The organism is Nocardia colli (assembly GCF_008704205.1).
GTDB classification, from domain to species: Bacteria; Actinomycetota; Actinomycetes; order Mycobacteriales; family Mycobacteriaceae; genus Nocardia; species Nocardia colli.
In genome coordinates this window covers 172,039-196,805 of sequence record NZ_VXLC01000014.1, presented here as the reverse complement: position 1 = coordinate 196,805, position 24,767 = coordinate 172,039, and the positions used below count along the sequence as shown (strand labels likewise).

Sequence of the window (24,767 nt, the reverse complement as noted above, 5' to 3'; positions counted from 1 at the left end):
CTGGTCAGTTCAAGGCGTCGGCGAGCGCGTTGCGCTCCACGCTGAAGTACGTCTTGTCGGCGGGCAGCCGCCAATTCGGTCCGACGAAGTAGTCCTTGGCGACGCCGTCACCGAACGCCTGATAGCGCAGCCAGGCCAGCGCGGTACCGGCGGACAGGTAGTTGTCCAGCCCGTCGACCGGCGAGAAGTGGCTCACCCCACGGGCATTGGCGATCCACGCGGGCGCTTGGAAGGTCAGGTTGTACTGCCACCAGCGGACCCAGGCGAAGTCGGGCACCACGAAATCGTTGTAGCCGGTGAGGAACAGCGTCGGCACCGAAACCAGCGCTCCGACCGCGAGCGGGCCCGGCTCGATCGCCAGCACGCCGCGCACCCGCATCGCCGGATCGATCAGCGACGCGATGCCGGGGAACAGGGTGCCCGCTTGCAGCGACGCCTGACCGCCGCCGGAATGACCGGCGAACAGGGTCCGGCTCAGGTCGACCTTGTTGTACAGCGGGGAATTCGGGTCCCGATTCGCGACGACCGCGGCGGCGACGCCGAGGGCGGGCACATAGGCGAGGGAGTTGAAGAACTCGTACGGGATCGCCACGACGAAACCGTTACTCGCCCACTGCCGGGCCAGCGCGTCGTACATCCCCGGGTTCGCGTCGAATCCGGAGGTGAACACCAGCAGTGGCGCACCGGGGAGGTCGGCGATATCGGCCGGGTAGTAGGTGTTCACCCCGATCGGCGACTCCAGGCCGTTGGGAAAGGCCTGGGTGCAGGTCATGTCGTCGCGGTTGGCGAACAGGTGCACGACGATGTGCTGGAACATCCCCCACACCGATTCCTGGCACGGATTCGTGCGCACTGCGGTCGCGACAGGATGCGGACCGGGCTTGTTGAACACGCTCTGCGCGGTCGGCCCCGGCTCCGGTTGATCCGCGATGGCGGGCACGGTCGCCACCGCGGCCAGCACCGCCACCGTCGCCACGACCACGGCGATCCCCGAGCGCATTCGTGCGGCATACCTCGTCATTGAGGGCTCCCTCATCCACCCGGCGGCATCGCCGGACCTCTGCAATTCGGTAGTGAAACCGTTCAGTCTCGAATTCCAGCGAGAGTACTCGGCAGTGGCCCACGACACAATGGCCGGACGCCATCACACGCCCAATCGCGTCGAGATCTGCACCCCCACTCGGGATCCGCACTCGGAATGGGGGCCGACTTCGAGTGCAGATCCAGAGAGGGGGTGCAGATCCCGAGAGGGGTGCGGGTCCGACGCGAGTGCGGACCGGACACGCGAGTGCGGACCCGACGCGGGATGCCGACCCGAGACAGGATGCCGACCCGACACGGGGTGCAGCTCCGAGACAGGGTGCGGATTTACGCCGTGGTGAGGTCGTGGCCGGCGATCCAGCCCCAGGTGAGGGCGGAGGCGACGGTCAGGCCGCCGGCGAAGGTGCCGGGGCCGAAGACTGCGGCGGCCGCGTTGCCCGCGGCGTAGAGGCCGGGGATGGGGTTGCCGGACCAGTCGAGGACGCGGGCGCGTTCGTCGGTGCGCGGGCCGCCCTTGGTGCCGACGGCGCTCGGATAGACGGGGACGGCGAAAAACGGTGGCTCGCTTACCGGTCCGAGGTTCGGGTGTGCGGCGGACGGATCGCCGAAGGCGTGTTCGTAGCGGGTGCGGCCGCGCTGGAAGTCGTCGTCCCGGCCGGCCTCGGCCATGGCGTTGAAGCGAGTGATGGTTTGCTCCAACGTTTTCGGGTCGATGTCGAGGAGTCCGGCGAGTTCGGCGAGGCTGCCGGCGGTGATCAGCCAGTCCGGTGCGGGGGTGCCGGCAGGGATGCCCGCGACCGAATACCTGGCGCGGAATTGCGCGTCGCCGATTGCCCAGGCGGGCAGGTTGCGCGGGTGGTGGGTGTTGGGATCGAGTTCGGCGAAGGCGGCGGCGCAGTTGTGGCTGGACTCGTTGACGAAGCGGCGGCCGACGGGGTTCACCCACAGCACGTGCGGCAGTGAGCGTTCCATGACGGCGAGTTGCGGCTGGGCGGTTCCGGCCGGATCGGGCCAGGTCCGGCCGGGCGCCTGATAGGCGGGCCAGGACCAGTATTCGCCGGTGTACGCCAGGGCCGCGCCGACCAGTCCGGCCATCCGCAGCCCGTCGCCGTGCTGGACGGGCGGCGTCACCGGATGGGTGAGCGGCCCGGACAGCAGTTGCGCGCGCAGGACCGGATCGTGTTCGAAACCGCCGGACGCGAGCACGACGCCGCGGTCCGCACGCACGGAGCGCAGCGGATCGGCGGTGCGCACCCCGGTGACTCGACCGTCTCCGTCACGGATCAGTTCGGTCACTCGGCAGTCCCGGATGAGATGGACGCCCGCCTTCCGGCAGCCGTGCAGCAGGCCGACGATGAGGCCGGCACCGAGCGTCACCACCCCGGCGGACATGCGCTGTCCGATGAGCTCCATCGGCGGCGGCCCACCGGCGAACAGATGGGTCTCCATCGCTTCCTGATTGGTCAGCACCGGCGCGAAAAACGGTGCGGGCCAGACCAGTTCGGACAGGTCGCCGAGATCACCGAGGTCCTGTGGCGACACTTCGACGTGGCGGGCGGTCTTGCCGCCGGGCAGCTCGACGAAGGTATCCGGGTAGGACGGCACCGGAGTGAACCGGATCGGCGTGCGCTCCTCGACGAAACGCACCACCTCGGGCACGGTCCGCACGAACGTCTCCACCAGCACCTCGTCGCGTCCGGGCGCCACGGTCCGGCAGTAGGTCAGCGCCTCCTCGGCCGAGTCGGCGAAGCCCGCCTCGAGCATCCGATGGTTGGCCGGGGCCCACACCTGACCGCCGGACACCGCGGTCGATCCGCCCCAGCGCGCCGACGCCTCCAGCACCACCACCTCGGCTCCCCCGTCGGCCGCCGCCAGCGCTGCCGCCAAACCGGCCGCGCCCGAGCCGATCACCACTACGTCCGCCTCGATCATGACTCTCTCCTCGCTTATTTGTGTATAAGTACACAAAATAGGCGAGGGGTTGTCAAGAGCACGGAATCAACCCGTCTAGCAGTGCGTTCAGTCCGAAGTCGTAGTTGTCGAAGGCGTGCGGCCAGTCGCCGCCGAACGCGGCGACGGCCGGGGTCTGCGCCGGGTCGGCGGCGGCGATCATCTCGACCTGGAAGCGCGGACGATCCAGCGCGGCGGTGGTGCGCTCGGTGGCTATGCGAATGGTCAGCACGCCGACGGTGTATTGCCACACCGCCCGATACGCGGCGCCCGCCCGGATCGCGGAGAGCCCGGACGCCATGAATGCCTGCAACATCTCCTCGACCAGCCACAGGATCGATTTCCCGGCCAGGTCACCGCTCGCGAGCACGCCGACCAGCCACGGACGCGCGGCGAGCTCGTCGTGCAGGAACCGCCAGAGAACCTGCAACCGCTGCCGCGGATCCGCGGGCAACTCGGGACGTTCGAGCCCGGCCGCGGCGCGGTCCAGCAGCAACAGCAGCAGTTCGTCCTTGTCCCGGACGTGCCGGTAGATCGCCATCGGCGAACTGGACAGTCGCTCCGCGACGGCCCGCATGGTCAGCGCGTCGATCCCGGCGGACTCGACGATCTCCTGCGCGGCCAGAAGGATCGCGTCCTGCGAGAGCCTGGCCGGGCGCCCGCGGCGCCGCACCGATTCGTTCATCTTCGCAGTCTGACAGCTGATGGTTCAGGCACCGGCGACCCGAGCCCGGCTTCGGCCAACCGGGGCTCGGTAGGGTGCCGGGATGGCGAAAATTGGCTTTCTCGGGGCGGGTCGGATGGGGTCGGGGATGGCGGCGCGGATGCTGGCCGCCGGGCACGAGGTGGCCGTGTTCAATCGGTCGGCCGACAAAGCCGCGGAACTGATTTCGGCCGGGGCGGTCGCTGCGGCGACGCCCCGGGCGGCGGCGGATGGGGCCGACGCGATCATTTCGATGATGGCCGATGACGAAGCGTCGCAGGCGGTGTGGCTCGGTGCGGACGGTGCTTTGGCGGGTGCGGTGACGCCGGGCGCGTTCGCGGTGGAGTGCTCGACGATCTCCCGGCCGTGGGTGTTGCAGCTGGCGAAACAGGCTGGCGCGCAAGGGCTTCGGTACCTCGACTCCCCCGTCACCGGGCTGCCGTCCGCGGCGGCGGCCGGTCGGTTGACGCTGTTCGTCGGCGGCGACCCGACGGATCTCGAAGCCGCCCGGCCGCTGCTGGAACCGCTGTGCACCAACATCATCCACTTCGGCGCGGTCGGCGCGGGCACCGCGTACAAGCTGGTGCAGAACCTGTTCGGCTCCATCCAGATCGCGGCGACGGCGGAGGCCCTGCGGGTCGCGGAGCTGGCCGGACTCGACCTGGCGACCGTCGTCGACACGCTCGCCCACAGCATTTCCGGGAGCCCCAACGTGGCGCGCGTCGGTCGTTTGATGCTCGACGGCGGGCACGACCGCGATATCGCGTTCACCGGCACGCTGCGTTTGAAGGACACCCGCATCGGCGTCGAGTTGTCCGATGACGTGCACGGACCGGCCGCGCTGGGCCATGCCGCGCACGACATCTTCAGCCGACTCGTGGACGCCGGCTACGGCGAGCTCAACGAGACCAAGATCATCGATCTACTGCGGGAATGAGGTCTCGCTAGCGGCTACTGGCGTCCGGGCGCATCGGCGGGCAGACCCCGCCGGGCGCGGTGTTCAACTCGAAATGCCACCACTCGTTGTCGTACATCCGGCACAGACCCCAGCGGGTTCCGTTGGCCTCCAGCCACTGTGCCCCTTCGAGCGGGCCGACATCGACCGCCTTGCCGGACACGTGCGTCGACTCCTCGGGCGGCAGCACCCACCGGCGCGCCACATCCGGGCTGCCGTAGGTGGCCAGTCCGTTGTCCCACAGCTGCTGCTGTTCGCCGGGCGTGCGATACCCGGAGGTGATGGACAACGGCACGCCCTGCGCATGCGCCTCGGATTCGGCCAGCGAGTACGCCACCGCGAGCCCCGGCTCCAACCCCTCGGTCCCGGCCGCCGACCCCAGCGCCTCCCGCTGATCGATCGCCACGCCCCGCTCCGCCGCCGCCTGCGGCGCCGTCAAACCCGTCGCGACCAGCGCGGGCAACACCGCCACCGGCAGACCGAGCGCCAGCCGTTTCCGCACACCACTCCGTAACACCATGTCGGCGATGGTAACGGCCGAGGTCGGCGACGACCGAAGTCGCCGCCGACACTCAGAGATCTTGCGCTGCTCGCAGCGCTGCCGATACTCGTTCCATCGTGTCGGTATCCGCGACGCCGACACACTCGTCGAGCCGTCCGCGCACAGTTGCCTCCGGGTGCAACGCGGACGCCCAGCCGTGCGGCGTCAGGTCGACGGCCAGGAGACCGCCGGGGTCGGAGTCGAGGACGTGCAGCGTCAGCACGACCTTCAGCTGCGGGTTCTCGTTGATCGGCGCGGCACTGATGATCAACCGCCGGGTCGACACCCCGGGACGGTTGATGATCGGCGCGTAGCTCCAGACTTCCCCGCGATTCACGCGAGGCCGGCTTCGCGCGCCGCGGCCTCGGCTTCTTCCGCGGCCGCCTCGGCGTAACCGGGGTTCGCGGCGTCCCACTCGACGTAGGACGCGACCGATTCGCGGAGCGCTTGCTCCCGGAAGTGCCGCTCGACCCAGGCGGACACGTTCCCGCCTGCGGCCGCCGCCTGCTTGGTGATGTAGTCGGCGGTGGCCTGTTCGAGACTCAACGTCATCCGGGCCTTCATACTCAACATCATACGATCACCCGGCCCCGTACGGGAAGAACGTAGGCCGCAGCGCGGCGCGGAGCATTCGGCGCGGCAAATGGCAACCCTCGGCCGTGGCGTGCGTTTGACGAGGAGTCATAGTCGATATGCATGGCCCATGCTTACCCGAAATCCGTTGCGTGGCAAATGCTTCATCCACAAGGAACGGAGGTTATCCACAATCTATCCCAGTGCTGTGGATCACATTGTGTGGCCGGTTGCTACCAGTCCGATTCGCGAAAATTGCGGTGGTTTACCGAGTTTCACGACCGTACCGTTCTCGCCCACATCCCCCGATCCGGCTGCGGACGACACCCCGGGCTGAAGGAAGGGTGTGCGTCCGCAGGCCGAGTGGTTTGTGCACAGGTGGCGAAAGTGTCCACATTCGCTCCCCATCGATGTGAACAGCCACTACAACGGACAATTCGACTACGACACCGGACAATTCGGCCGAATCACTCGCGCAGCGGAGTGACCAGGGTGAGGTGGTCGCGTTCGGCGACCGGCGTGCGCACCGGCATCGGGCGGCGAATCGCCTCGGCCGCTTCACGATTGCGCCCGATCCGCTCGATGATCTCGCTGCCGTGGTCGCGGGCGTACTCGATGGCGATCTTGATCTTGGTGGAGTGCAGGCTGGACTTCGCGCTCAGCACCTCGATGCGGCGCTCGACCGGACCGTCCAATTCTTGTAGGCGGGCAACGACTTCCCACACGTCCGGGCCCGCGACCAGCGCGGCGCGCCGATCGTTCATCGGCCCGCGGAACACGATGCCGGGATGATCGAGCTGATCGACGCCCTCCCGGATGAGGCGGTCGAGCAATGCGGTAGAAGTTGTACCCTCGCGCGCGGCACGTGCGGCCAACCGGCGGCTGGCGGATTGCGAGAGACGCAGTGTTGTCGTGATGACCCTGGACGTACTCATTGCCCTCCTCGACCTTCAATGGCATCTGCGATGAACGGCACCCTTGGACTCAACGATGTACATCGCTAAGGGTGCCTCGCGAACCCCCAGCATCACCCCGGCGATCGGGGTGACATTTGTGTGTCCGCACAAAAGCCTCCACGAAAATCGAACGCCCAGCTCAGCCCGCATACTCGCCGCCCAATCGACGCGATATCGGGGGAATCGGAGCCGGACGCGGCAGGCCTTCCGGCCGAGATGCCAGCAACCCCGACCGGCGATGGCGATCCGGTCCGGCGACCTATTCGGGCCGGAAGCGGACCACGGCCGACCACGGGTTGCGCAGCGGCTTGCGCGGGTCGGGCTGCGGGAGGTAGCTGAACGGTCGCAGATACCAGGGGGCGCGGCCCAGTTTGCGCGCCTGCACGAGCAGGTTCTCGCTGTCGACCGGCTGCCAGCCGAGCGCGCCGAAGAAGGCGAGGCCGTCGGCCGGATCGAACTTCATCGGCGCGTTCTCGAACATCGCGCTGGTCCGCATGCGGTCCATCCGGAACGTGAGATCGGCCATCCACCAGGCGATTTCCGGCCTGGTCAGAGCGCGGGCCAGATCGGCGACGGTCGCCTCGTCGAGGTAGAACAGCAGCCCCTCGGTGAGCACCAGCGCCTTGGTGGCAGGAGCCCCCGCCGGCCCGAGCGGGCCGAGCGCCTCGTCGAGGAACGTGTCCCGCGCCGACGGATCGGCGAGATCGACTGCGCGCCGGATCAATACGCCGCGCGGGGTCTCCCCCGCCAGCGCGCGCTCCTTCTCCGCGAGCAGTTCGGGCAGATCCGCCTCGATCCAGACGAAACCGGCGGGCAGCGCGAGCCGGTACGGGCGCGTGTCCAGCCCTGCCGCCAGGTTCAGTACCCGATCGCACCCCTCCGCGATCGACTTCGCGATCAGGTCATCGATGAGTTTGGTGCGAGTGACCACGGACCAGCCGTTGCGCATGATGCGCGGCGCCTGGTCGACGATCGCGTGCCCGTGTTCGCCGGCCAGCCGGTCGGCCAACGGGTCCTGGAACAGCGAGTCGGGGCGCGCGGTCTCCCGCGCGCGGTACGCGGCCACCCAGCGAGCGGTGTCCGACACATTCGAGATCGGTGCTTGCCCTCCAGCCATACCGCCCAGTCTGGCACGACCCGTTTGCCCTGCTGGGTCGGGCGGCCTGGCACAATTCGGAACGCTTTCGCTCCACACCGGTAACGAGAACCACGGTCCCGGCGACTCAGCTAGCACAAGCAACAAACGCACAGTGGATAATTCAGCAGTCACAACAGATTACGGTTGCCCGGCGCCGGAATCTCATGGAAAGAAGCAAGCAGATCAACCGTCGTCAGCCCCGAGGCCAGGACCGCAAGCGCCCGCTGTGGATGCTCGGCCTGATCGCGCCGATGTGCGCACTGCTCCCCTCGCAGCTCGTGCTGCACACCGGCGCGCCGGTGTTCTGGTGGATCGGCCCGATCATCGTGCTGATCGTCATCCCGGTGCTGGACTGGGTGGTCGGCGAGGACGGCGCGAATCCGCGCGACGAGGACTACGAGCTGCTCTCCGGAGACCGCTATTACCGCTGGTGCACCTATCTTTTCCTGCCGATCCAACTGTTCGGGCTCGGCATCGCCAGCTACCTGTGGGCCGGCGACGAGCTCACCGTCGTGGACAAGCTCGGCCTGGCCGCGACGCTCGGTTTCGTCAGCGGCATCGGCATCAATGCCGCGCACGAACTCGGGCACCGGGTCGAGCACCTGGAACGCTGGCTGGCGAAAATCGCCCTTGCCCAATCGGGTTACGGCCATTTCTTCGTCGAACACAATCGCGGACATCACGTGCGGGTCGCGACGCCGGAGGACCCGGCCAGCGCCCGGCTCGGCGAATCGCTCTGGGAGTTCCTGCCGCGCAGCGTGAGCGGCGGCTTCCGCTCGGCCATCCGCCTCGAACGCGAACGGCTCGCGCGCAAGGAACGCGGCTGGTGGGACATCGACAACCACATCCTGCAGGCGTGGGCGATGACGGTGGTGCTGTTCGGCACCCTGATCGCGCTGTTCGGCTGGCACATCCTGCCCTGGCTCGCCCTGCAGGCCGTGATCGGCATCGCGCTGCTGGAGACGGTGAACTACGTCGAGCACTACGGCCTGCTGCGCGCCCGCCGCAGCAACGGCCGCTACGCCCGCTGCTCCCCGCGCGACAGCTGGAACAGCGACCGCCTGGTCACCAACATCTTCCTGTTCCACCTGCAGCGGCACAGCGACCACCACGCCAATCCTGGACGCCGGTACCAGACTCTGCGCAGCTCGGCCCAGGCGCCGCAACTGCCCGCGGGTTACGCGACCATGGTCGTCCTCGCCGCCGTCCCCCCGCTGTGGCGCATCGTGATGGACCACCGCGTCCTCGCCCACTACAACGGCGACATCACCCTGGCCAACGTCCAACCGCGCAAACAGGGCCGGTTGCGCGCAACCCTGGCATACCGACGGGCAACCGGCTGATCGTCGCGCCCCCGCGACGATCAGCCGGGTACATCAGACTCGTTCCGCCGAGCGGGTGCGCACGCGCAGGGCGATCGGCTTCTGGGTTTCGGCGAAGAAGTCGTTGCCCTTGTCGTCGACGACGATGAACGCGGGGAAGTCTTCGACCTCGATCTTCCACACGGCTTCCATGCCGAGTTCGGGGTATTCGAGGACCTCGACGGACTTGATGCAGTCGAGGGCGAGGCGGGCGGCGGGGCCGCCGATCGAGCCGAGGTAGAAGCCGCCGTGCTCGTTGCACGCCTTGGTCACCTGGGCGGAACGGTTGCCCTTGGCCAGCATGACGTGCGAGCCGCCGGCCGCCTGGAACTGGTCGACGTAGGAGTCCATCCGGCCCGCGGTGGTCGGGCCGAACGAGCCGGAGGCGTAGCCCTCGGGGGTCTTGGCCGGGCCCGCGTAGTAGACGGCCATGTCGCGCAGGTACTGCGGCATCGGCTCGCCGGCATCGAGGCGTTCCTTGATCTTGGCGTGCGCGATGTCGCGGGCGACGACCAGCGGCCCGGTCAGCGAAAGCCGGGTCTTCACCGGGTATTTCGACAACTCGGCGCGGATCTCCGACATCGGCCGGTTCAGGTCGATCTGCACCACGTCGCCGCCGAGGATCGACTCGGTCTGCTCCGGCAGGTAGTGCGCGGGCTCGCGCTCGAGCTGCTCCAGGAAGACGCCTTCGGCGGTGATCTTGGCCAGCGCCTGCCGGTCGGCCGAGCAGGACACCGCGATGGCCACCGGGCAGCTGGCGCCGTGCCGGGGCAGCCGCACCACGCGCACGTCGTGGCAGAAGTACTTGCCGCCGAATTGCGCACCGATGCCGAAGGATTGGGTGAGCTTGAAGACCTCCTCCTCCAGCTCCAGATCCCGGAACCCGTGCGCGGCAAGCGATCCCTCGGTGGGCAGGTTGTCCAGGTAGTGCGCGGACGCGTATTTGGCCGTCTTCAAGGCGAATTCGGCGCTGGTGCCGCCGATCACCACCGCGAGGTGATACGGCGGGCAGGCCGCGGTGCCGAGCGAGCGGATCTTCTCGTCCAGGAACTCCAGCATCCGTGTCGGGTTCAACACGGCCTTGGTCTCCTGGTACAGGAACGACTTGTTCGCCGAACCACCACCCTTGGCCATGAACAGGAACTTGTACGCCGGATGCGCGGGATCGCCTGGCGTGGAATACAACTCGATCTGCGCGGGCAGGTTGGACCCGGTGTTCTTCTCGTCCCACATGGTGATCGGGGCGAGCTGGGAGTAGCGCAGGTTCAGCTTGGTGTAGGCGTCGTAGACGCCGCGGCTGATCCATTCGGCGTCGTCCACGCCGGTCAGCACGCCCTCGGACTTCTTGCCCATGACGATCGCGGTGCCGGTGTCCTGGCACATCGGCAGGATGCCGCCCGCGGAGATGTTCACGTTCTTCAGCAGATCCAGCGCGACGAAGCGGTCGTTGCCGCTGGACTCCGGGTCGTCGATGATCTTGCGCAGCTGCGCCAGGTGGGTGGGCCGCAGGTAGTGGCTGATGTCGTGCATCGCCTCGGCGGTCAGCAGGCGCAGCGCCTCGGGCTCGACCTGAAGGAAGGTGCGGCCGCCGACCTCGAAGGTGTGCACGCCCTCGGTGGTGAGCAACCGATACGAGGTGTCGTCCGCGCCGATCGGCAGCAGGTCTGAATAGCGAAAGTCCGGCGCGGTCACGGGAACGCACTCCTTCGGGCGGGGGCAGGGCTGGTCACAGGCACAGCGAGCGTATCCACCCGGCTACGTCACACGATGGTTAGGCAAGGCTTATCCCTAGCAGTTGACACAAAAGGTTGCACGTTCAACCCCGGGGGTGCTACCTGTCGTTCCACACAAAAGCGTTAGGACGTCCAAGCGTCCCCTCGCCGCAACAACCGTCGCGCGACACACAACGACGCGCGACAATGTATGAACGCCAGAGTTTGGAGCGCTATCGTGACCGATCCCCATTGGCTCGATGACGTCGAAATGCGCGCCTGGGTGGGCTTTGTGCGCACCCGCGACCTCATCGCCGCGGCGGTCGGGCGAGACTCGACGCGCGAATCGAATCTCACCTATGTCGAATACTCGGTGCTGGCCTTCCTGAGCAAAACCCCGGAGCACCGCTGCACCTTCGCCGACCTGGCCGCGCAGCTCGAGTGGTCGCAGAGCCGGCTGTCGCATCAGATCACCCGGATGGAGAAGCGCGGACTCGTTGTCCGCGAACCGATCCCCGACGACGCGCGCCGCACCGCGGCCCGGCTGACCCCGCGCGGCGCCGAGGTGCTGACCGGCGCCGCGCCCGCGCACGTGGTCAGCGTGCGCAAGCACATGATCGACATCCTCGACCGGCAGCAGCTGGCCGCGCTCGCCGACATCTACGACACGCTGCTCGCGCATCATCGGCAGACACCGAGCGAGAACTGACCACTCAGGCGGACGTGCTGGCCGCCAATTCGATTGTGCCGTCGGCTGATTCACCGGCGGGCAGGCCGAGCGCGCGCTCGAATCCCGCGGGCACCACGAGGTCGCTCCGATCCAGTTCGGCGACACTGGTCTTGCGCAGACCGAGCAGCGCCGAGTCGATTCCGCCGCGCAGGATGTCGAGCACGTTCTCCACGCCCGCTTGCCCATTCGCGGCCAGACCCCACAGATACCCGCGCCCGATCATCACCGCGCGCGCACCCAGCGCCACGGCCTTGACCACATCGCTGCCGCGCCGGATGCCGCCGTCGAGCACCACCTCGATCTGCGACCCGACCGCGCCGGCCACCGCGGGCAGCGCCCGAATGGCCGCGGGCGTCCCGTCCAGGTTGTTTCCGCCGTGGTTGGACACCGAGATGGCCGCGACGCCCGCATCGACCGCACGCAACGCGTCATCGACCCGGATGACGCCCTTGAGCATCACCGGACCGTCCCACTGGTCGCAAATCCATTGCACGTCCGCCCAATCCGGCGGCGGCGTGCCCATCCATTCGCCGTAGGCGCCGAAGAACCCGGGCGCGGGACCGTCGCCGATGGCCATGTTCGGCGCGGTGAGATCCGGAATGTGCCCGGACTTCGCATAGGTGGCCAGCCAGCGCGGCCTGGCCAGGGTCTGCGGCGCGAACTTCAGCATGGTGCGCAGGTCGAGCTTCTCCGGGATGACCGGACTCCCCCAGTCCCGGCCGTGCGAGAACGACCAGTCCAGGGTCAGGATCAAGCCCACCGCGCCGGCCGCCTTCGCCCGTTCCATACGTTGCAGGATCTCGTCTTTGCTGCCACACCAGTACATCTGGAAGAAGGTGGCGGGGTTGGCCGCGATGACCTCTTCGATCGGCTTGCTGGCAAAGGAGCTGAGCCCCATCGCGATTCCGCGCGCGGCGGCCGCACGGGCCACGGCCACTTCACCATCCGGGTGCACCGCCTGCACGCCGGTCGGCGAGATCATTACCGGCATCGAAAGGTGCTGGCCCAGAACGGTGGTCGACTGGTCGCGCTCGCCGATCGAGCCGGCGACGTGCGGGGCGAAACCGAGTTCGGTGAACGCCCGCTGGTTGTCCTCGATCGTCTGACCACGCTCGGATCCGGCGATCAGCGCGCCGTACACCGATTTCGGCAGTCTCTTCTTCGCACGCCGCTGCGCTTCGGCAACGGTTTCGAACCACGGGTTCATCGACTGAGGGTCCTTTCGGGAGCAACAACCGGCCACCACAGCCGGGTTCGGTCGAGCAAGTCGGTGGTCAGGTGGTCGAGCAGGGCGATGCCCTCGCCGGCGCCGGCGCCGGCGGGATCGCCGAGCACGCCGTTGGCGCTGACCGAGCGCACCCCCGCGCCGCGCAGCAGCGGCATGAGCTGGGCGAGCGGGCGGACATCGCCGGCTTCGGCGCGGTCGAGCCGCACCCGGTGGGGCGTGAGGGCCAGTTGCACGGAGGTTTCCGCGCGGCCGGCGTGCAGATCGCCTTGGTAGCGCGGCAGATACACGCGCACGTCGCGGGATTCGGCGCGCAGCAACGTTTCCGCGCGGCGCAGCGGTTCGAGGTTGCCGCCGTGCCAGTTGACGAGCAGGATGCGGTCGAAGGTGTCGGTCGCCGACCGGCACAGCTCGATCACCAGCAGTTCCAGCGCGGCCTGCCCGATGGACAGGGTGCCGGGGAAGCCCGCGTGCTCGCCGCTGGCCCCGTACGGGATGGCCGGTGCGACAAGCACATCCGGCCGGACCGCGGCCAGCCGCGCGCACAGGGCCGCGGCGATGTCGGTGTCGGTGGACAGCGGCAGGTGCGGTCCGTGCTGTTCGGTCGCGCCGACCGCGACCGCGAGAATCGCGTCCGCGGCCGCCCGCTCCCCGGCCTCGGGCCAGGTGAGATCGGCCGCCACGGCGGCCGGATCAGCCGTCCCGCGGCTGTGGCCTGCGACACTGTGTTCACCCACCCCGCCGGCTCCGCCGGCTGCCGTCCCCGTTTCGGACATATCCGGAGATTATCGTCAGTCACTGACATAATCAATAGCCGTGCCAGCCAGGACCACCCGCGGTCGCCCGCGCGGGACCAGCAAACGCGAACTCGAGCTGATCGCCATGCGACTGTTCACCGAGCAGGGCTTCGAGGACACCACCGTCGAGCAGATCGCCGCCGCGGCCGGAATCAGCGGCCGCACCTTCTTCCGCTACTTTCCCACCAAGGCCGAGGTGCTCTGGTACCAGTTCGATGACGAAGTCACCGCTCTGCGCACCGCCTTCGCCGAGGTGCCCGACGATGTTCCGATGATGACCGCGGTACGTCGAGTTGTCGTGAACGCCAATCGGTATCGGGCCGAGGACGTCCCCGAGCTACGCACCCGCATGCAACTGGTCGCCACCATCCCCGCCCTGGCCGCCACCGCGGGCGCGCACTACGACGCCTGGGAACACGCGGTCAGCGACTTCGCCGCCCGCCGCCTCGGCGAACCGGACAACGCGCTGATCCCGCTGGCCGTCGGACGCACCACGCTGGCCGCGGCCCGCGCCGCCTTCGACGCCTGGCTGGCCCGCGCCGACGCCGACCTCACCGTCTATCTGGAGGAGGCGCTGCGCGGACTCGAGCGCGGATTCGCCCCGCTACCGTGAACCACAAGCGAACAACCGGCAGGTTTCATCGGCAACCCGGTTGGGGTATGACTAGGCTCGGTGTCGGCCTCACGGCCGAGACGCACGACCATCCCGACTCAAACCGTCGAAAGGGGCAGGAGTTTCCATGTCCGAGGTGTCCATGAGCCTTTCGGCGGATTCGCTGACCGCGGGACCGGTCGACAACCTGCTCCCGCAGTTGGTCGAGCACTTGCGCCAGAACCGCACCGCGCTGCGTGAGGAGTGGGCTCGCCGCATCACCGACGCGCAACTCCTGACCGCGATGACCCCGGAGGAGATCTTCTCCGAGGCGACCTCCGTCTACGACAACTACGTCGAGGTGCTCGAGACCGGTAGCGTCGAGGCGCTGCAGGCCTACGCCCGCGATCTGTCCGAGCGCATCATTCCGAGAGGCGTCGAAACCGACGAGGTCCTTGGCATCGTGCTGCTGCTGCGCGACGTGCTGGCCCGTTCGCTGTTCGAGAAGTACCAGGCCGACTTCCAGTTACTGAACGCCGTGCTCGACGCCTATGAACCGGCCGCCAACCGCATCGCCAACACCGTGGGCGTCTCCTTCGTCCAGGAACGCGAGCGCGTCATCCGCCAGCAGCAGGAGGCGATCCGCGAGCTGTCCACCCCGGTTCTTCAGGTGCGTGAACAGCTGCTCATCCTCCCCATCATCGGTGTGCTGGACAGCCAACGCGCTCGCCAGCTCACCGAACAGCTGCTGCGCGCGATCCGGGCCAACCGCGCCAAGGTCGTCGTCATCGACATCACCGGTGTGCCGCAGATCGACTCGACCGTGGCCAACCACCTGGTGCAGACCGTCGACGCGTCCGGCCTGATGGGTGCGAACGTGATCATCACCGGCCTGTCCTCGGAGATCGCGCTGACGCTGGTCACCATCGGGCTGGATCTGTCGAAGATGAATGCGGTCGGTGACCTCCAAGGTGGTATCGAGGAAGCCGAACGTCTGCTGGGTTACGAGGTTTCCCGAGTCGCCGAACGGGTTACCGAACGCGACGGCCGCTAGATCAGGGCGGGCACATGCCGGTACCGATTCTCAAACAGGGCACTTATCTCATCGCGTCGGTTCAATCAGCGTTGACCGACGCCGATACCGAACGCCTGCAAGACGATCTGATGAAGCAGGTCAGCAAATACCGGGCGCACGGAATCATCGTCGACGTCACCGCGATCGACATCATGGATTCCTTCGCGGCGAGATCGTTGCGTACCATCGCGCACATGACGCAGCTGCGCGGCGCCGAAACGGTGATCGTCGGGCTGCAGCCGGAAGTCGCCTTCGCGATGGTGCAATTGGGGCTGACGTTCGAGGACATGCACACCGCCCTCGATCTCGAAGAGGGTCTGGCCTGGCTGAACAAGAAGACCGCCTCCCCCCGCCAGCGGGATGGTCGTGACAGTGGCCGCTGAGAACCTGGTGATAGCGGTCAGAGTGTCGGGCGACATCGTGATCGCACGTCAGGCCGGCCGCGAACTGGCAGCGAAGCTCGGATTCACACTCACAGACCGCACCATGATCTCCACGGCGATCTCCGAAATCGCCCGCAACATCACCAGTTACGCAGGCAGCGGCGAGATCCGCCTGATGGTCGACGACCGCGAGGGCCGGCAGGCGCTGGTGGTTCAGGCCGAGGACCAGGGGCCCGGCATCATCGACATCCCCCGCGCGCTGGAGGACGGCTATTCGACCGGCCGCGGGCTAGGACTCGGTCTCCCCGGCGCGCGCCGGCTGATGGATCGGCTACTCGTCGATTCCGCGCCGGGCAAAGGCACGTTGGTGGAGATGTGGAAGTGGGTACCCAACGGTGCATGAAGACGGGTTCATCGGCCGAATCGAGTGGGCGGTGGCCGGTCGCGCACTCCCCGGCCAACGCGTCTCCGGTGATCGCGGCCTCATCCTCGACACCGGCGGCGGCACCGTGCTTTTCGCCGTCCTGGACGGGCTCGGCCACGGCGCGCCCGCGGCCGACGCCGCCGACCGGGCCGCGCAGGTCCTCTCGGAGAACCGCGCCGAACCGTTGGACGTGCTGATGGTGCTCTGTCATCGGGCCATGGCCGACACCCGCGGCGCCGCGGTCTCGCTCGCGCTCTTCGATCCGAGCGACACGGTGCGCTGGCTCGGCGTGGGCAATGTCGAATCCCGGGTGCTCACCGTGAGTCCCGCCGGCCTGGCCGTCCGCGCGACCATCCTGCTCACCGCGGGCATCGTCGGTTACCGACTACCGCAGAATCTGCAACCGCAGACCATTCACGTGCGCCCCGGCGATCTGCTGCTGATGTCCACCGACGGCATCGTCAGCGAGTCCGCCGACGCGATCGACCTGTCCAAGTCGACCGCGGACATCACCTCGGACATCCTCGGCAAGCACGCCAAGGACACCGACGACGCGCTGGTGCTCGCCGCGCGCCACCGCGGCTCGGCGCAGGGCCCGGCGTCATGAGGGGCCGGGCCGCATGACCGCATTGGCCGTGTTCCTCGACGAGTACGCGAAAGCGCTACGGCGGCACCTGGATTCACCGACGCAGGGGACGCTGGCCGAAGGGTACGAACTCGGCCGGCGAGCGCTGGTCGAGGGCATCAGCCTGCTCGACCTCAACGAGAACCACTTCCGGGTGGTGCAGGCCGCCGAGCAGGACGCGGGCATCGGCGACCCGGATTCCCGGCTGGCCGAGTCGGCGCTGGAATTCCTGCTGCAAACCCTTGCCGCCCTTGACATCGCGACCCGCGGCTACCTCGACGGGGTCGGCCGCTATGAGCAACAGCGCACCCGCGCGGACGATCTCGCCGGTCGCGACGCCTTCCGCACCGCGTTGGTGGAGTCGCTGCAGGACGGCTTCTTCGTCGCCGACTCGCAAGGCGCGATCATCGAGGTCAACTCCGCGTTCGGCGCGCTGACCGGTTACGGCGCCGCCGACGTGCCCTACCCGCTGCCGCATCCGTGGTCGATGCCGGAGGGGCCGCGCTACCCCGATCTCGGCACGGAGGCACTGCGTTTCGTCATTCCGATCCGGCACCGGGACGGGCGCTCGCTGTGGCTCGCGGTGAGCACCAGCGCGCTGATCAAGCCGGAGAACAACGAACGGATCTTCGTCGGCACCATTCGCGACGTCACCGCCGAGCACGACGCGCAGGCCCGCGATCAGGCCGCGTCCCGGCTGGCCACCGCGGTGGGCGCGGCGACCAGCGTGGTCGAGGTGCTCGCGGTCGGGCTCGACGAACTGCGGCGCACCGTCGGCGCGCAGACCGCGGTGGTGTCGGTGTGGCCGAGCAGGCACGTCGAGCCGGAGGTGTACGTCTCCGGCGCCGAGGGCGCCAACGGCCCGGAGAACGCCGAATTGGACGCGCGCGCACGGGCAATGCTCGATCGGGCCCGGCGCAGACCGGGCCGCAGCCTGTTCGCGATCCCGGAGGGCACCGACAGCTCCGAGGGGATCGTCGCGCCGCTCGGCGAAACCGGTGACGCCGCACTGTGGTTGCGCTTCGCCGCGCCGCGCGCGATCAGCGCCGCCGACTGGACCCTGTTCTCGCTGCTGATCGGGCACCTGAGCCTCGCGGTGCAGCGGGCGCGCAACTTCGATCAGGCCCGCTCGACCTCGCTGACCCTGCAACGCGCCATGCTCGGCCCGATCGAACTGCCACCGCGGTTCTCGGTGCATTACGAGCCGGCGCTGCCGCCGCTGGAGATCGGCGGCGACTGGTACGACGTGGTCCCGTTGCGCGACGGCACCATCGGCGTGGTGGTCGGCGACTGCGTCGGACGTGGTCTGTCCGCGGCCGTGGTGATGGGTCAATTGCGTACAGCCGCACAGGCTTTGCTGTTGCGGGGCGCGGGGCCGGCGCAGTTGCTCGCTGAACTGGACACGGTCGCGGGCCGCATTCCCGGCGCGATGTGCACGACCGTGTGTGCCGCGGTGCTCGATCCGGTGCGCGGGCTGGTGCGCTACAGCAGCGCGGGCCACATGCCGCCGATCCTGGCCGACGTCGACGCGACCGGTCGCCTGCTGGAGGGTGGGCGGTCGTTCCCGCTCGCCACCTTCGAGACGCCGCGCCGCCCGGAGGCGACCACCGCGCTGACGCCGGGCTCGACCCTGGTGCTGTTCACCGACGGGCTGGTCGAACAGCGCGGCGTCGACATCGACGACAGCTTCGCCAAGATCGCCGACGTGCTCTCCGGCACCTCCGCCAAGCTGCCCCGCGAGGTGGCCGACGCGGTGCTCTCGCGCCTGCGGCCCGCCGCGGGCTACGACGACGACGTGGCCATGGTGGTGTACCGCCAGCCGCCCGCGCCGCTGCGCCTGGAGGTGCCCGCGCACGCGGATGAGCTTGCCGCCCTGCGCCGTACGCTCAAGGCCTGGCTGTCCGCCGCCGCGGTGCCGCACGATCTCGCCTCCGATCTGGTCGCCGCCACCAACGAGGCGTGCAGCAACAGCATCGAGCACGCCTACCGCAACGGCGCCGTGCCGACCGGACGCCCGGAGAGCACCGACCGTTCGATGGGGCGCGTCGCCCGAGCCCTGCGCGACCCGTCCGGCGACGTCAACCGGGTCGAACTGACCGCGACCTGCAACACCGAGACGGTGGTGATCACCGTCAAGGACACCGGCAGCTGGAAGCCCCGCTCGGCCGACCCCGGCTACCGCGGCCGCGGCATCGACATGATGCGCGCCCTCACCGAGGAACTCGACATCGACCACACCGGCCCCGGCACCCGCGTCCGCATGTCGGTAACCCTGCCCGCCATCACCTTCCCGGTGGCAAACCCGTTGCGCGGCACCAACCGCCGCATCACGGGCTGACCGGCAACGCCGCGTCGATTTACCGCCAGCACCGGCCCGTCGGCGCACGGCATCGTGGTCGGCATGCATCGAGTTGTTGAGCTCAAGGTTCTCTATTTCGGCACGCCGGTGGTGTTGATCGGCACCCGGAACCCCGACGGGACAGCGAATCTCGCGCCGATGTCGTCGGCGTGGTGGCTCGGCGATCAGTGCATGCTCGGGATGAACACCGGATCGCAGACCTCGCGGAACATGGTGCGGGAGCGGGAGTGTGTGCTGAACCTACCGTCGTCGGCTCTGGTGGCCGCGGTGGATCGCCTTGCGCTGCTGACGGGTTCGCCGGTCATGAGCCCGCACAAGATCGAGAAGAGGTACCGGTACGAGCCGGACAAGTTCACCGCCGCCGGGCTCACCCAGCTCCCCGCGGACCTCGTCGCGGCGCCCAGGGTCGCCGAGTGCCCGATTCAGCTCGAATGCGAACTGCTGTCCGCCGAACCGTTCGGCATCGATACCGGCGCGATCGCGCACACCGTGCGGGTGCTGCGCGCGCACGTCGCCGAGGAACTGATCATCCCGGGCACCGCGCACGTGGATCCGGCCGGCTGGGATCCGCTGATTATGAAGTTCTGCGAGTACTTCGGCGAGGGCGCCCAGTTGCATCCGTCTCGATTGGCCACCGCGTGGCAGATACCGAGCGCCGCGACCAGCTATTGAGCAGACTCCCCGGTAACGCTCCGATTCTGAAGCGCCGCAACGGCAACTTGGGCCCGCCTACTGCGGTAGTGTTTGACCTTATGAACGCGCCTAGGTTGCGAATTCGCCGCTACTTGTGTGGGGTGGAGTTGTGACCAACACTTCCGGAGACGCGTATCCCCTCGCGGACACGATGACCACCACCGTCGCTTCCCAGGACGGCGCGACGGTCCTCACGGTGGCCGGCGAGGTCGACCTGGCGACGGCGCCCGCGCTGGAGAGCTCGATCGAGGCGATCCTGAACGGCAAGCCCGCGGCCCTGATCATCGATCTGAGCGCGGTCAGCTTCCTCGCCTCGGCCGGTATGGCCGTGCTCGTCGCTACTCACCAGCGTGCGGGCGACTCGACCGCGATCGCCGTCGTGGCCGACGGCCCGGCCACCAGCCGCCAACTGAGAATGACCAATCTCGATCAGGTCTTCGCCGTGCATTCCACCCTGGAAGCGGCGCTCGCGGGCTTCCGCGACCGCTGATCCGACCACTCGGCCGCGGCGCTCAACCCAGATCGATGTTGTCTCGAAGCGGGGCCAGGCGCTGCGGCGCGGGCGGAGCCGGATCCTCGGTTGCGCCGGGGTCCGCCGCGGCCCGCTGGTCATCGAACTCGACGCCCAGCTCGTAGATACGCCATGCCGCATCGGACACCTCCTCTGAGTCGGCGTCCGCGACACCGTGCCGACGGGCCACGTCCACCAGGCGCAACACGATCTGCGCGCGTCGAACGAGCTGATCGAGCATGTATTCACACGTCTGGAGGTAGGCGTACGCGCCCAAGAGCGCGAGTGGGCCGCGCAGGTCCGGATCCAAATCCGGGTTGTCGAGATACAGATCCACCATCAGCGCAACATCGCCCCACTTCGGGGCGTTCGAATGGGTCAGCGCCAAGTCGAAACGCTCGGCCAGCGGCAACGGCAACCGCTCCGATGCGATGAACGCGACCACCACGGGTGGCATCTCCGGTATGTCGAACATCGTCCTCGCCTGTCGGCCGAATCACTGATCGGCACCGCCCGCGGGTCCGACTACGGCAGCCTACGGCGCGGCGAGCAAGCCGACAATGCTTGCCCGCCAGCCGCTTCCGCGAATCAGCAGAGTTCGCGCAGCTGCTCGATCAGCTTGACCCGATCGGCCGGGGTGGCGGCCATCGGCGCCACGTTCAACACGGTGACGCCGGCCTCGGCGAAGGCGGCGACCCGCTCCTTGACGTAGCCGGCGGGGCCGACCAGGGAGATGTCGCGGACCAGGGCGTCGGGGACGACCTTGGCCGCCTCCTCCTTCTTGCCCGCCAGGTAGAGCTCCTGGATGCGGTCGGCCTCGGCGCCGTAGCCATACTTCGTGGCCAGCGCGTGGTAGAAGTTCTTGCCCTTGGCGCCCATCCCGCCGATGTAGAGCGCGAGGTGCGGCTTCACGAATTCCAGCAGCGGCTCGACGTCCTCGCCGATGGCCAGGAACGGGCTCGCGTACACCTCGAGCGGGCCGAGCTGCGGGTCGCGCTTGGCGAAACCGGCCTCGAGCGACTCGCCCCAGATCTTGTTCGCCTGCTCCGGCAGGAAGAAGATCGGCTGCCAGCCCTCGGCGATCTCGGCGGTCAGCTCGACGTTCTTCGGGCCGATCGCGGCGAGCAGCACCGGAATGCGTTCGCGCACCGGATGATTGATCAGCTTGAGCGGCTTGCCCAGGCCCGTGCCCTGACCTTCGGGCAGCGGGATCTGGTAGTACTTGCCCTGGTACTCGAGCCGCTCCCGCCGCCACACCTTGCGGCAGATCTCCACCAGTTCGCGCGTGCGTCCGATGGGCGCGTCGTAGGGCACGCCGTGGAAGCCCTCGATCACCTGCGGGCCCGACGCACCGAGGCCGAGGATGTAGCGGCCGTCGGAGACGAAATCGAGGCCGGCCGCGGTCATCGCGGTCAGGCTCGGGGTACGGGTGTAGATCTGCAAGATGCCCGAGGCCAGTTGCAGCCGGGTGGTCTTGGCCGCGAGGTAGCCGAGCGCGCTCACCGCGTCGTACGAGTACGCCTCGGGGACGAACACGATGTCCAGGCCGGCCTGCTCCAGATCGGCGACCTCCGCCGCCGCCTCTTTGAAACCGCCCGAGTAGTTGATGCCCAATCCGATCCGCATAGCACTCAACATAACGGCGACTACGGGTCACCGCCGCACCGGACCGGTCCGGCAGGCAACGCCCACGGTCAAACCGGTAGCGTTGACCGCGCACTCCCCACCCCCGCCGCACCATGAAAGGCCACTGACCCGTGTCGCAGCCGAGCGCCCCGTCCCAGGAAACCGCACCCTCTTTCGGCGAGGCGACGCTCGCGCGGTACCTGGACGATCTGGCCGCCAAGATTCCCGCGCCCGGCGGCGGGGCCGTGGCCGCGCTGCACGCCGCGCAGGCCGCCGCGCTCGTCGCGATGGTGGCGCGCTACACGACGCGGGCCAAGGACGCCGACAACCGGCCGGTGGTCGACCGGATCATCGAGGCCGCCGACGCCGCCCGCGCCCGCTCGCTGGCCCTGGCCGACGCCGATGCCGCCGCGTTCACCGCGGTCGGCGCCGCCTACAAGCTGCCGAAGACCACCCCCGAGGAGATCGCCGAGCGCACCGCGACGATCAACGCCGCGCTGGTCGAGGCCGCGCGGGTGCCTGCGGCAGTGGTCGACGAGGCCGACGAGGTGCTGTCACTGGCCACCGAGTTGTTCCCGATCGGCAACCCCAACGTGGTCACCGATATCGGCGCCGCCGCCGACGCCTGCCGGGCCGCCGCAAGCAGCTCGCAGCTCAATATCGAGATCAATGTCGCGTCGCTGCCCGCCGCGGAGGGGGACCGGTTCGCCCCGGTTTTGCTGCGCATCGAGGAGCTGGTCGCGCGGGCCGATGGCCTGCATGCCGACGTGGTGCACGCCGTTCGCGGCTAGTCCCGGTTTCCGGTTCGCCCGGCCGGGTATGTCGGCGGAAAATCGCCGACATTGCCGAGGAGGTAGCCGTGCAGATCGGATACAAGCTGGCCGCGGAGGCATTCGGGCCGAAAGAGCTGATGCGCCAAGCGGTTCGGGCCGAATCCGCCGGTTTCGATTTCGTCGAGATGAGCGACCACTATCACCCGTGGCTCGACGTGCAGGGCCATTCACCGTTCGCCTGGACGGTGCTGGGCGCGATCGCGGTGCAGACCGAGCGGATCGGGCTGGCGACCGGGGTGACCTGCCCGACCGTTCGCTATCACCCGGCGATCATCGCGCAGGCCGCGGCGACGTTGGCGCTGGTGTCGGACGGACGGTTCACGCTCGGTGTCGGCTCGGGTGAGCGGCTGAACGAGCATGTGGTCGCCCGGGAGTTCCCGGACGTGCGCAAGCGTCAGGAGATGCTGCGCGAGGCGCTGGAGATCATTCGACTGCTGTGGCAGGGCGGGTATCGCTCCTACGACGGGCGCTACCTGTCGCTCTCGGATGCGCGCGTCTTCGACCTGCCCGACGAACTGCCGGTCATCGCCGTCGCGGCCAGCGGACCGCCCTCGGCGCGCATCGCCGCCGAACTCGGTGACGGATTGTTCGCCACCGAGCCGAAGTCCGAGATCGTCGAGCGCTACCAGGCGGCCGGCGGCACCGGCCCGCGCTACGCGGAGGTCCCGATGGCCTGGGCGCCGGACGAGGAGACCGCCGCCAAGGCCGTGCTCGAGACCAGCCGCTGGGCGCTGACCGGGTGGAAAGTGATGAGCGAACTGCCCAACCCGGTCAATTTCGATGCCGCGTCCAAGACGGTGCGGATCGAGGATGTGGTTCAGCAGTTCGCCTGCGGACCGGACCCGGCCCGGTATGTCGAGGTGGCCCAGGAGTTCGTCGACGCCGGGTTCGATCACCTGGTCATGCAGAACGCCGGACCGGACCCCGACGGGTTCATCGACTTCTACCAGCAGGAACTCGAACCCAGGTTCCGGCAACTCACCCCGAGCTGACCGCTAGGCGGGCGAATTCCACGCTGTCAGAACGATTTTGCCGCGAACTCGGCCGGATTCGCTGAGCTGGTGGGCTTTTGCCACGTCGGCGAGGGGCAGGACCTGGTCGACCGAGACGCGCAGGTGCCCGCGGTCGACCATGATGGCGATCTCGCGCAGGGAGACGCCCGACGGTTCGACATAGAAGCGTTCGTAGCGCGGATCGCCCTCGTCACGCGGATCGGTCTCGCTGGCCGGGCCCTGCATGTCGAGGTAGCGACCGTTCGGGCCGAGCACGCGCAGTGAGCGCGATCCGTATTCGCCGCCGACGAGGTCGACCACGACATCGATGTCACCGACGGTGTCGGCGAAATCGACTGCGGTGTAATCGATCACCTCATCGATACCGAGTTCCCGCAGATACTCGTGATTGGCGGCGCGGGCAGTGCCGATCACGTACGCGCCCCGATGCTTGGCGATCTCCACCGCGAGATGACCGACGCCGCCGGCCGCCGCGTGCACCAGCACTCGCTGCCCCGCGCCGACCGCGGCCAGCGCCTGCCACGCGGTCGATGCGGCCACCGGCAACGCCGCCGCGTGGATGTGATCCAGGCTCGCCGGCTTCAGCGCCAGCGTATGCGCCTGCGCCACCAGGTATTCGGCGTTCGCACCGCCCATCACCATCCCGTGGACGGCATCGCCGAGCTGGAACCGATCCACACCGGATCCGAGTTCCTCGACGATCCCGGAAACGTCCAATCCCAGTGTCAGCGGCGGATTTCCGAGCACCGGCACCTGTCCTGCACGAACCTTCCAATCCGCCGCGTTCACGCTGGTCGCGGCGACCCGCACCAGCACCTCCCCTGGTCCCGGCTGTGGCCGGGCCACCTCGACCATTTCGAGAACGTCCGGGCCGCCGAATGTGCGTTGAATGATTGCCAACATGCCAACGATTCTGCGGCGACCTAGTATCTATTGGAAAGAAGGCACCTT

General features: G+C 68.4%; 27 protein-coding genes. 13 read left to right on the top strand and 14 right to left on the bottom strand.

Annotated features, from left to right (window positions below):
• Positions 1 to 4: 4 nt before the first annotated feature.
• The 3 genes from F3087_RS25365 to F3087_RS25355 form a co-directional block, all read right to left on the bottom strand.
• Positions 5 to 1,021: a poly(ethylene terephthalate) hydrolase family protein gene (locus F3087_RS25365; RefSeq protein ID WP_150404535.1), complete on the bottom strand. Its 1,017-nt coding sequence runs from the start codon at positions 1,019 to 1,021 to the stop codon at positions 5 to 7.
• A gap of 347 nt (positions 1,022 to 1,368) precedes the next feature.
• Positions 1,369 to 2,973 carry an FAD-dependent oxidoreductase gene (locus F3087_RS25360; RefSeq protein ID WP_150404534.1) on the bottom strand — a complete coding sequence of 535 codons (1,605 nt, stop codon included), beginning with the start codon at positions 2,971 to 2,973 and terminating at the stop codon, positions 1,369 to 1,371.
• Positions 2,974 to 3,025: 52 nt separating this feature from the next.
• Positions 3,026 to 3,676 carry a TetR/AcrR family transcriptional regulator gene (locus tag F3087_RS25355; RefSeq protein ID WP_150404533.1) on the bottom strand — a complete coding sequence of 217 codons (651 nt, stop codon included), beginning with the start codon at positions 3,674 to 3,676 and terminating at the stop codon, positions 3,026 to 3,028.
• Between the two features lie 82 nt (positions 3,677 to 3,758).
• Between F3087_RS25355 and F3087_RS25350 the strand changes: the two genes are divergently transcribed.
• Positions 3,759 to 4,631, top strand: a complete 873-nt coding sequence (locus F3087_RS25350; protein ID WP_150404532.1) for an NAD(P)-dependent oxidoreductase — start codon at positions 3,759 to 3,761, stop codon at positions 4,629 to 4,631.
• A 7-nt stretch (positions 4,632 to 4,638) separates the two neighbouring features.
• Here the strand turns inward: F3087_RS25350 and F3087_RS25345 are convergent, their stop codons facing one another.
• The 5 genes from F3087_RS25345 to F3087_RS25325 all read right to left on the bottom strand — a co-directional run bounded on the left by F3087_RS25345 (position 4,639) and on the right by F3087_RS25325 (position 7,836).
• Positions 4,639 to 5,169 (bottom strand): M15 family metallopeptidase, encoded by a 531-nt coding sequence (locus F3087_RS25345; protein WP_150404531.1) that lies wholly within the window; start codon positions 5,167 to 5,169, stop codon positions 4,639 to 4,641.
• Between the two features lie 52 nt (positions 5,170 to 5,221).
• Positions 5,222 to 5,527 carry a hypothetical protein gene (locus tag F3087_RS25340; RefSeq protein ID WP_150404530.1) on the bottom strand — a complete coding sequence of 102 codons (306 nt, stop codon included), beginning with the start codon at positions 5,525 to 5,527 and terminating at the stop codon, positions 5,222 to 5,224.
• Positions 5,524 to 5,754 (bottom strand): hypothetical protein, encoded by a 231-nt coding sequence (locus tag F3087_RS25335; RefSeq protein ID WP_150404529.1) that lies wholly within the window; start codon positions 5,752 to 5,754, stop codon positions 5,524 to 5,526. The genes F3087_RS25340 and F3087_RS25335 overlap by 4 nt, the downstream gene beginning before the upstream one ends.
• A gap of 476 nt (positions 5,755 to 6,230) precedes the next feature.
• Positions 6,231 to 6,698 carry a hypothetical protein gene (locus tag F3087_RS25330; protein WP_223885321.1) on the bottom strand — a complete coding sequence of 156 codons (468 nt, stop codon included), beginning with the start codon at positions 6,696 to 6,698 and terminating at the stop codon, positions 6,231 to 6,233.
• A gap of 280 nt (positions 6,699 to 6,978) precedes the next feature.
• The gene (locus F3087_RS25325; protein WP_150404528.1) at positions 6,979 to 7,836 is read right to left on the bottom strand and encodes a class I SAM-dependent methyltransferase; all 858 of its coding nucleotides are present in this window, start codon (positions 7,834 to 7,836) and stop codon (positions 6,979 to 6,981) included.
• A gap of 185 nt (positions 7,837 to 8,021) precedes the next feature.
• Here F3087_RS25325 and F3087_RS25320 point away from each other — a divergent pair, with 185 nt between their 5' ends.
• Positions 8,022 to 9,200, top strand: coding sequence for an alkane 1-monooxygenase (locus tag F3087_RS25320; protein WP_150404527.1), 1,179 nt, complete (start codon positions 8,022 to 8,024; stop codon positions 9,198 to 9,200).
• A gap of 33 nt (positions 9,201 to 9,233) precedes the next feature.
• On the opposite strand, the gene F3087_RS25315 is transcribed toward F3087_RS25320, so the two are convergent.
• A complete protein-coding gene (locus tag F3087_RS25315; RefSeq protein ID WP_150404526.1) occupies positions 9,234 to 10,910 on the bottom strand; it encodes a fumarate hydratase in 1,677 nt (558 codons plus the stop codon).
• 258 nt (positions 10,911 to 11,168) lie between these two features.
• On the opposite strand from F3087_RS25315, the gene F3087_RS25310 reads away from it, so the two are divergent.
• On the top strand, positions 11,169 to 11,639 hold the full coding sequence (locus F3087_RS25310; RefSeq protein ID WP_150404525.1) for a MarR family winged helix-turn-helix transcriptional regulator: 471 nt from the start codon (positions 11,169 to 11,171) through the stop codon (positions 11,637 to 11,639).
• Positions 11,640 to 11,643: 4 nt separating this feature from the next.
• On the opposite strand, the gene mftD is transcribed toward F3087_RS25310, so the two are convergent.
• On the bottom strand, positions 11,644 to 12,867 hold the full coding sequence (mftD, locus tag F3087_RS25305) for a pre-mycofactocin synthase MftD (protein ID WP_150404524.1): 1,224 nt from the start codon (positions 12,865 to 12,867) through the stop codon (positions 11,644 to 11,646).
• Positions 12,864 to 13,568 carry a mycofactocin biosynthesis peptidyl-dipeptidase MftE gene (mftE, locus tag F3087_RS25300; RefSeq protein WP_396897585.1) on the bottom strand — a complete coding sequence of 235 codons (705 nt, stop codon included), beginning with the start codon at positions 13,566 to 13,568 and terminating at the stop codon, positions 12,864 to 12,866. The genes mftD and mftE overlap by 4 nt, the downstream gene beginning before the upstream one ends.
• A gap of 133 nt (positions 13,569 to 13,701) precedes the next feature.
• On the opposite strand from mftE, the gene mftR reads away from it, so the two are divergent.
• From mftR to F3087_RS25260, 8 genes are all read left to right on the top strand, one after another.
• Complete coding sequence (gene mftR, locus F3087_RS25295; RefSeq protein WP_150404522.1) at positions 13,702 to 14,295, top strand: mycofactocin system transcriptional regulator; 594 nt, start codon at positions 13,702 to 13,704, stop codon at positions 14,293 to 14,295.
• 127 nt (positions 14,296 to 14,422) lie between these two features.
• Complete coding sequence (locus F3087_RS25290) at positions 14,423 to 15,328, top strand: STAS domain-containing protein (protein WP_040735778.1); 906 nt, start codon at positions 14,423 to 14,425, stop codon at positions 15,326 to 15,328.
• Positions 15,329 to 15,342: 14 nt separating this feature from the next.
• Complete coding sequence (locus F3087_RS25285; protein WP_107660644.1) at positions 15,343 to 15,732, top strand: STAS domain-containing protein; 390 nt, start codon at positions 15,343 to 15,345, stop codon at positions 15,730 to 15,732.
• Positions 15,710 to 16,135 carry an ATP-binding protein gene (locus F3087_RS25280; protein WP_150404521.1) on the top strand — a complete coding sequence of 142 codons (426 nt, stop codon included), beginning with the start codon at positions 15,710 to 15,712 and terminating at the stop codon, positions 16,133 to 16,135. The genes F3087_RS25285 and F3087_RS25280 overlap by 23 nt, the downstream gene beginning before the upstream one ends.
• Complete coding sequence (locus F3087_RS25275) at positions 16,128 to 16,763, top strand: SpoIIE family protein phosphatase (RefSeq protein WP_150404520.1); 636 nt, start codon at positions 16,128 to 16,130, stop codon at positions 16,761 to 16,763. The genes F3087_RS25280 and F3087_RS25275 overlap by 8 nt, the downstream gene beginning before the upstream one ends.
• A 13-nt stretch (positions 16,764 to 16,776) precedes the next feature.
• Positions 16,777 to 19,119: a SpoIIE family protein phosphatase gene (locus tag F3087_RS25270; protein ID WP_150404519.1), complete on the top strand. Its 2,343-nt coding sequence runs from the start codon at positions 16,777 to 16,779 to the stop codon at positions 19,117 to 19,119.
• 63 nt (positions 19,120 to 19,182) lie between these two features.
• Positions 19,183 to 19,812, top strand: a complete 630-nt coding sequence (locus tag F3087_RS25265; RefSeq protein ID WP_150404518.1) for a flavin reductase family protein — start codon at positions 19,183 to 19,185, stop codon at positions 19,810 to 19,812.
• Positions 19,813 to 19,984: 172 nt separating this feature from the next.
• Positions 19,985 to 20,323: an STAS domain-containing protein gene (locus F3087_RS25260; protein ID WP_150404841.1), complete on the top strand. Its 339-nt coding sequence runs from the start codon at positions 19,985 to 19,987 to the stop codon at positions 20,321 to 20,323.
• Between the two features lie 22 nt (positions 20,324 to 20,345).
• On the opposite strand, the gene F3087_RS25255 is transcribed toward F3087_RS25260, so the two are convergent.
• Positions 20,346 to 20,819, bottom strand: a complete 474-nt coding sequence (locus F3087_RS25255; protein ID WP_150404517.1) for a hypothetical protein — start codon at positions 20,817 to 20,819, stop codon at positions 20,346 to 20,348.
• 113 nt (positions 20,820 to 20,932) lie between these two features.
• Positions 20,933 to 21,970, bottom strand: coding sequence for an LLM class F420-dependent oxidoreductase (locus F3087_RS25250; protein WP_150404516.1), 1,038 nt, complete (start codon positions 21,968 to 21,970; stop codon positions 20,933 to 20,935).
• Between the two features lie 131 nt (positions 21,971 to 22,101).
• Between F3087_RS25250 and F3087_RS25245 the strand changes: the two genes are divergently transcribed.
• On the top strand, positions 22,102 to 22,761 hold the full coding sequence (locus F3087_RS25245) for a cyclodeaminase/cyclohydrolase family protein (protein WP_150404515.1): 660 nt from the start codon (positions 22,102 to 22,104) through the stop codon (positions 22,759 to 22,761).
• A 68-nt stretch (positions 22,762 to 22,829) separates the two neighbouring features.
• Positions 22,830 to 23,795, top strand: coding sequence for a TIGR03557 family F420-dependent LLM class oxidoreductase (locus F3087_RS25240; RefSeq protein ID WP_150404514.1), 966 nt, complete (start codon positions 22,830 to 22,832; stop codon positions 23,793 to 23,795).
• Between the two features lie 3 nt (positions 23,796 to 23,798).
• Here F3087_RS25240 and F3087_RS25235 read toward each other — a convergent pair whose 3' ends face one another.
• A complete protein-coding gene (locus F3087_RS25235; RefSeq protein ID WP_150404513.1) occupies positions 23,799 to 24,719 on the bottom strand; it encodes an NADP-dependent oxidoreductase in 921 nt (306 codons plus the stop codon).
• Positions 24,720 to 24,767: the final 48 nt, after the last annotated feature.

Excerpts from the sequence above, each read along its gene's own strand:
- F3087_RS25365 (WP_150404535.1), bottom strand. The coding sequence starts at position 1,021 with ATGACGAGGTATGCCGCACGAATGCGCTCGGGGATCGCCGTGGTCGTG.
- F3087_RS25360 (WP_150404534.1), bottom strand. The coding sequence starts at position 2,973 with ATGATCGAGGCGGACGTAGTGGTGATCGGCTCGGGCGCGGCCGGTTTG.
- F3087_RS25355 (WP_150404533.1), bottom strand. The coding sequence starts at position 3,676 with ATGAACGAATCGGTGCGGCGCCGCGGGCGCCCGGCCAGGCTCTCGCAG.
- F3087_RS25350 (WP_150404532.1), top strand. The coding sequence starts at position 3,759 with ATGGCGAAAATTGGCTTTCTCGGGGCGGGTCGGATGGGGTCGGGGATG.
- F3087_RS25345 (WP_150404531.1), bottom strand. The coding sequence starts at position 5,169 with ATGGTGTTACGGAGTGGTGTGCGGAAACGGCTGGCGCTCGGTCTGCCG.
- F3087_RS25335 (WP_150404529.1), bottom strand. The coding sequence starts at position 5,754 with ATGAAGGCCCGGATGACGTTGAGTCTCGAACAGGCCACCGCCGACTAC.
- F3087_RS25330 (WP_223885321.1), bottom strand. The coding sequence starts at position 6,698 with ATGAGTACGTCCAGGGTCATCACGACAACACTGCGTCTCTCGCAATCC.
- F3087_RS25325 (WP_150404528.1), bottom strand. The coding sequence starts at position 7,836 with ATGGCTGGAGGGCAAGCACCGATCTCGAATGTGTCGGACACCGCTCGC.
- F3087_RS25320 (WP_150404527.1), top strand. The coding sequence starts at position 8,022 with ATGGAAAGAAGCAAGCAGATCAACCGTCGTCAGCCCCGAGGCCAGGAC.
- mftD (WP_150404524.1), bottom strand. The coding sequence starts at position 12,867 with ATGAACCCGTGGTTCGAAACCGTTGCCGAAGCGCAGCGGCGTGCGAAG.
- F3087_RS25290 (WP_040735778.1), top strand. The coding sequence starts at position 14,423 with ATGTCCGAGGTGTCCATGAGCCTTTCGGCGGATTCGCTGACCGCGGGA.
- F3087_RS25285 (WP_107660644.1), top strand. The coding sequence starts at position 15,343 with ATGCCGGTACCGATTCTCAAACAGGGCACTTATCTCATCGCGTCGGTT.
- F3087_RS25280 (WP_150404521.1), top strand. The coding sequence starts at position 15,710 with ATGGTCGTGACAGTGGCCGCTGAGAACCTGGTGATAGCGGTCAGAGTG.
- F3087_RS25270 (WP_150404519.1), top strand. The coding sequence starts at position 16,777 with ATGACCGCATTGGCCGTGTTCCTCGACGAGTACGCGAAAGCGCTACGG.
- F3087_RS25265 (WP_150404518.1), top strand. The coding sequence starts at position 19,183 with ATGCATCGAGTTGTTGAGCTCAAGGTTCTCTATTTCGGCACGCCGGTG.
- F3087_RS25260 (WP_150404841.1), top strand. The coding sequence starts at position 19,985 with ATGACCACCACCGTCGCTTCCCAGGACGGCGCGACGGTCCTCACGGTG.
- F3087_RS25255 (WP_150404517.1), bottom strand. The coding sequence starts at position 20,819 with ATGTTCGACATACCGGAGATGCCACCCGTGGTGGTCGCGTTCATCGCA.
- F3087_RS25250 (WP_150404516.1), bottom strand. The coding sequence starts at position 21,970 with ATGCGGATCGGATTGGGCATCAACTACTCGGGCGGTTTCAAAGAGGCG.
- F3087_RS25235 (WP_150404513.1), bottom strand. The coding sequence starts at position 24,719 with ATGTTGGCAATCATTCAACGCACATTCGGCGGCCCGGACGTTCTCGAA.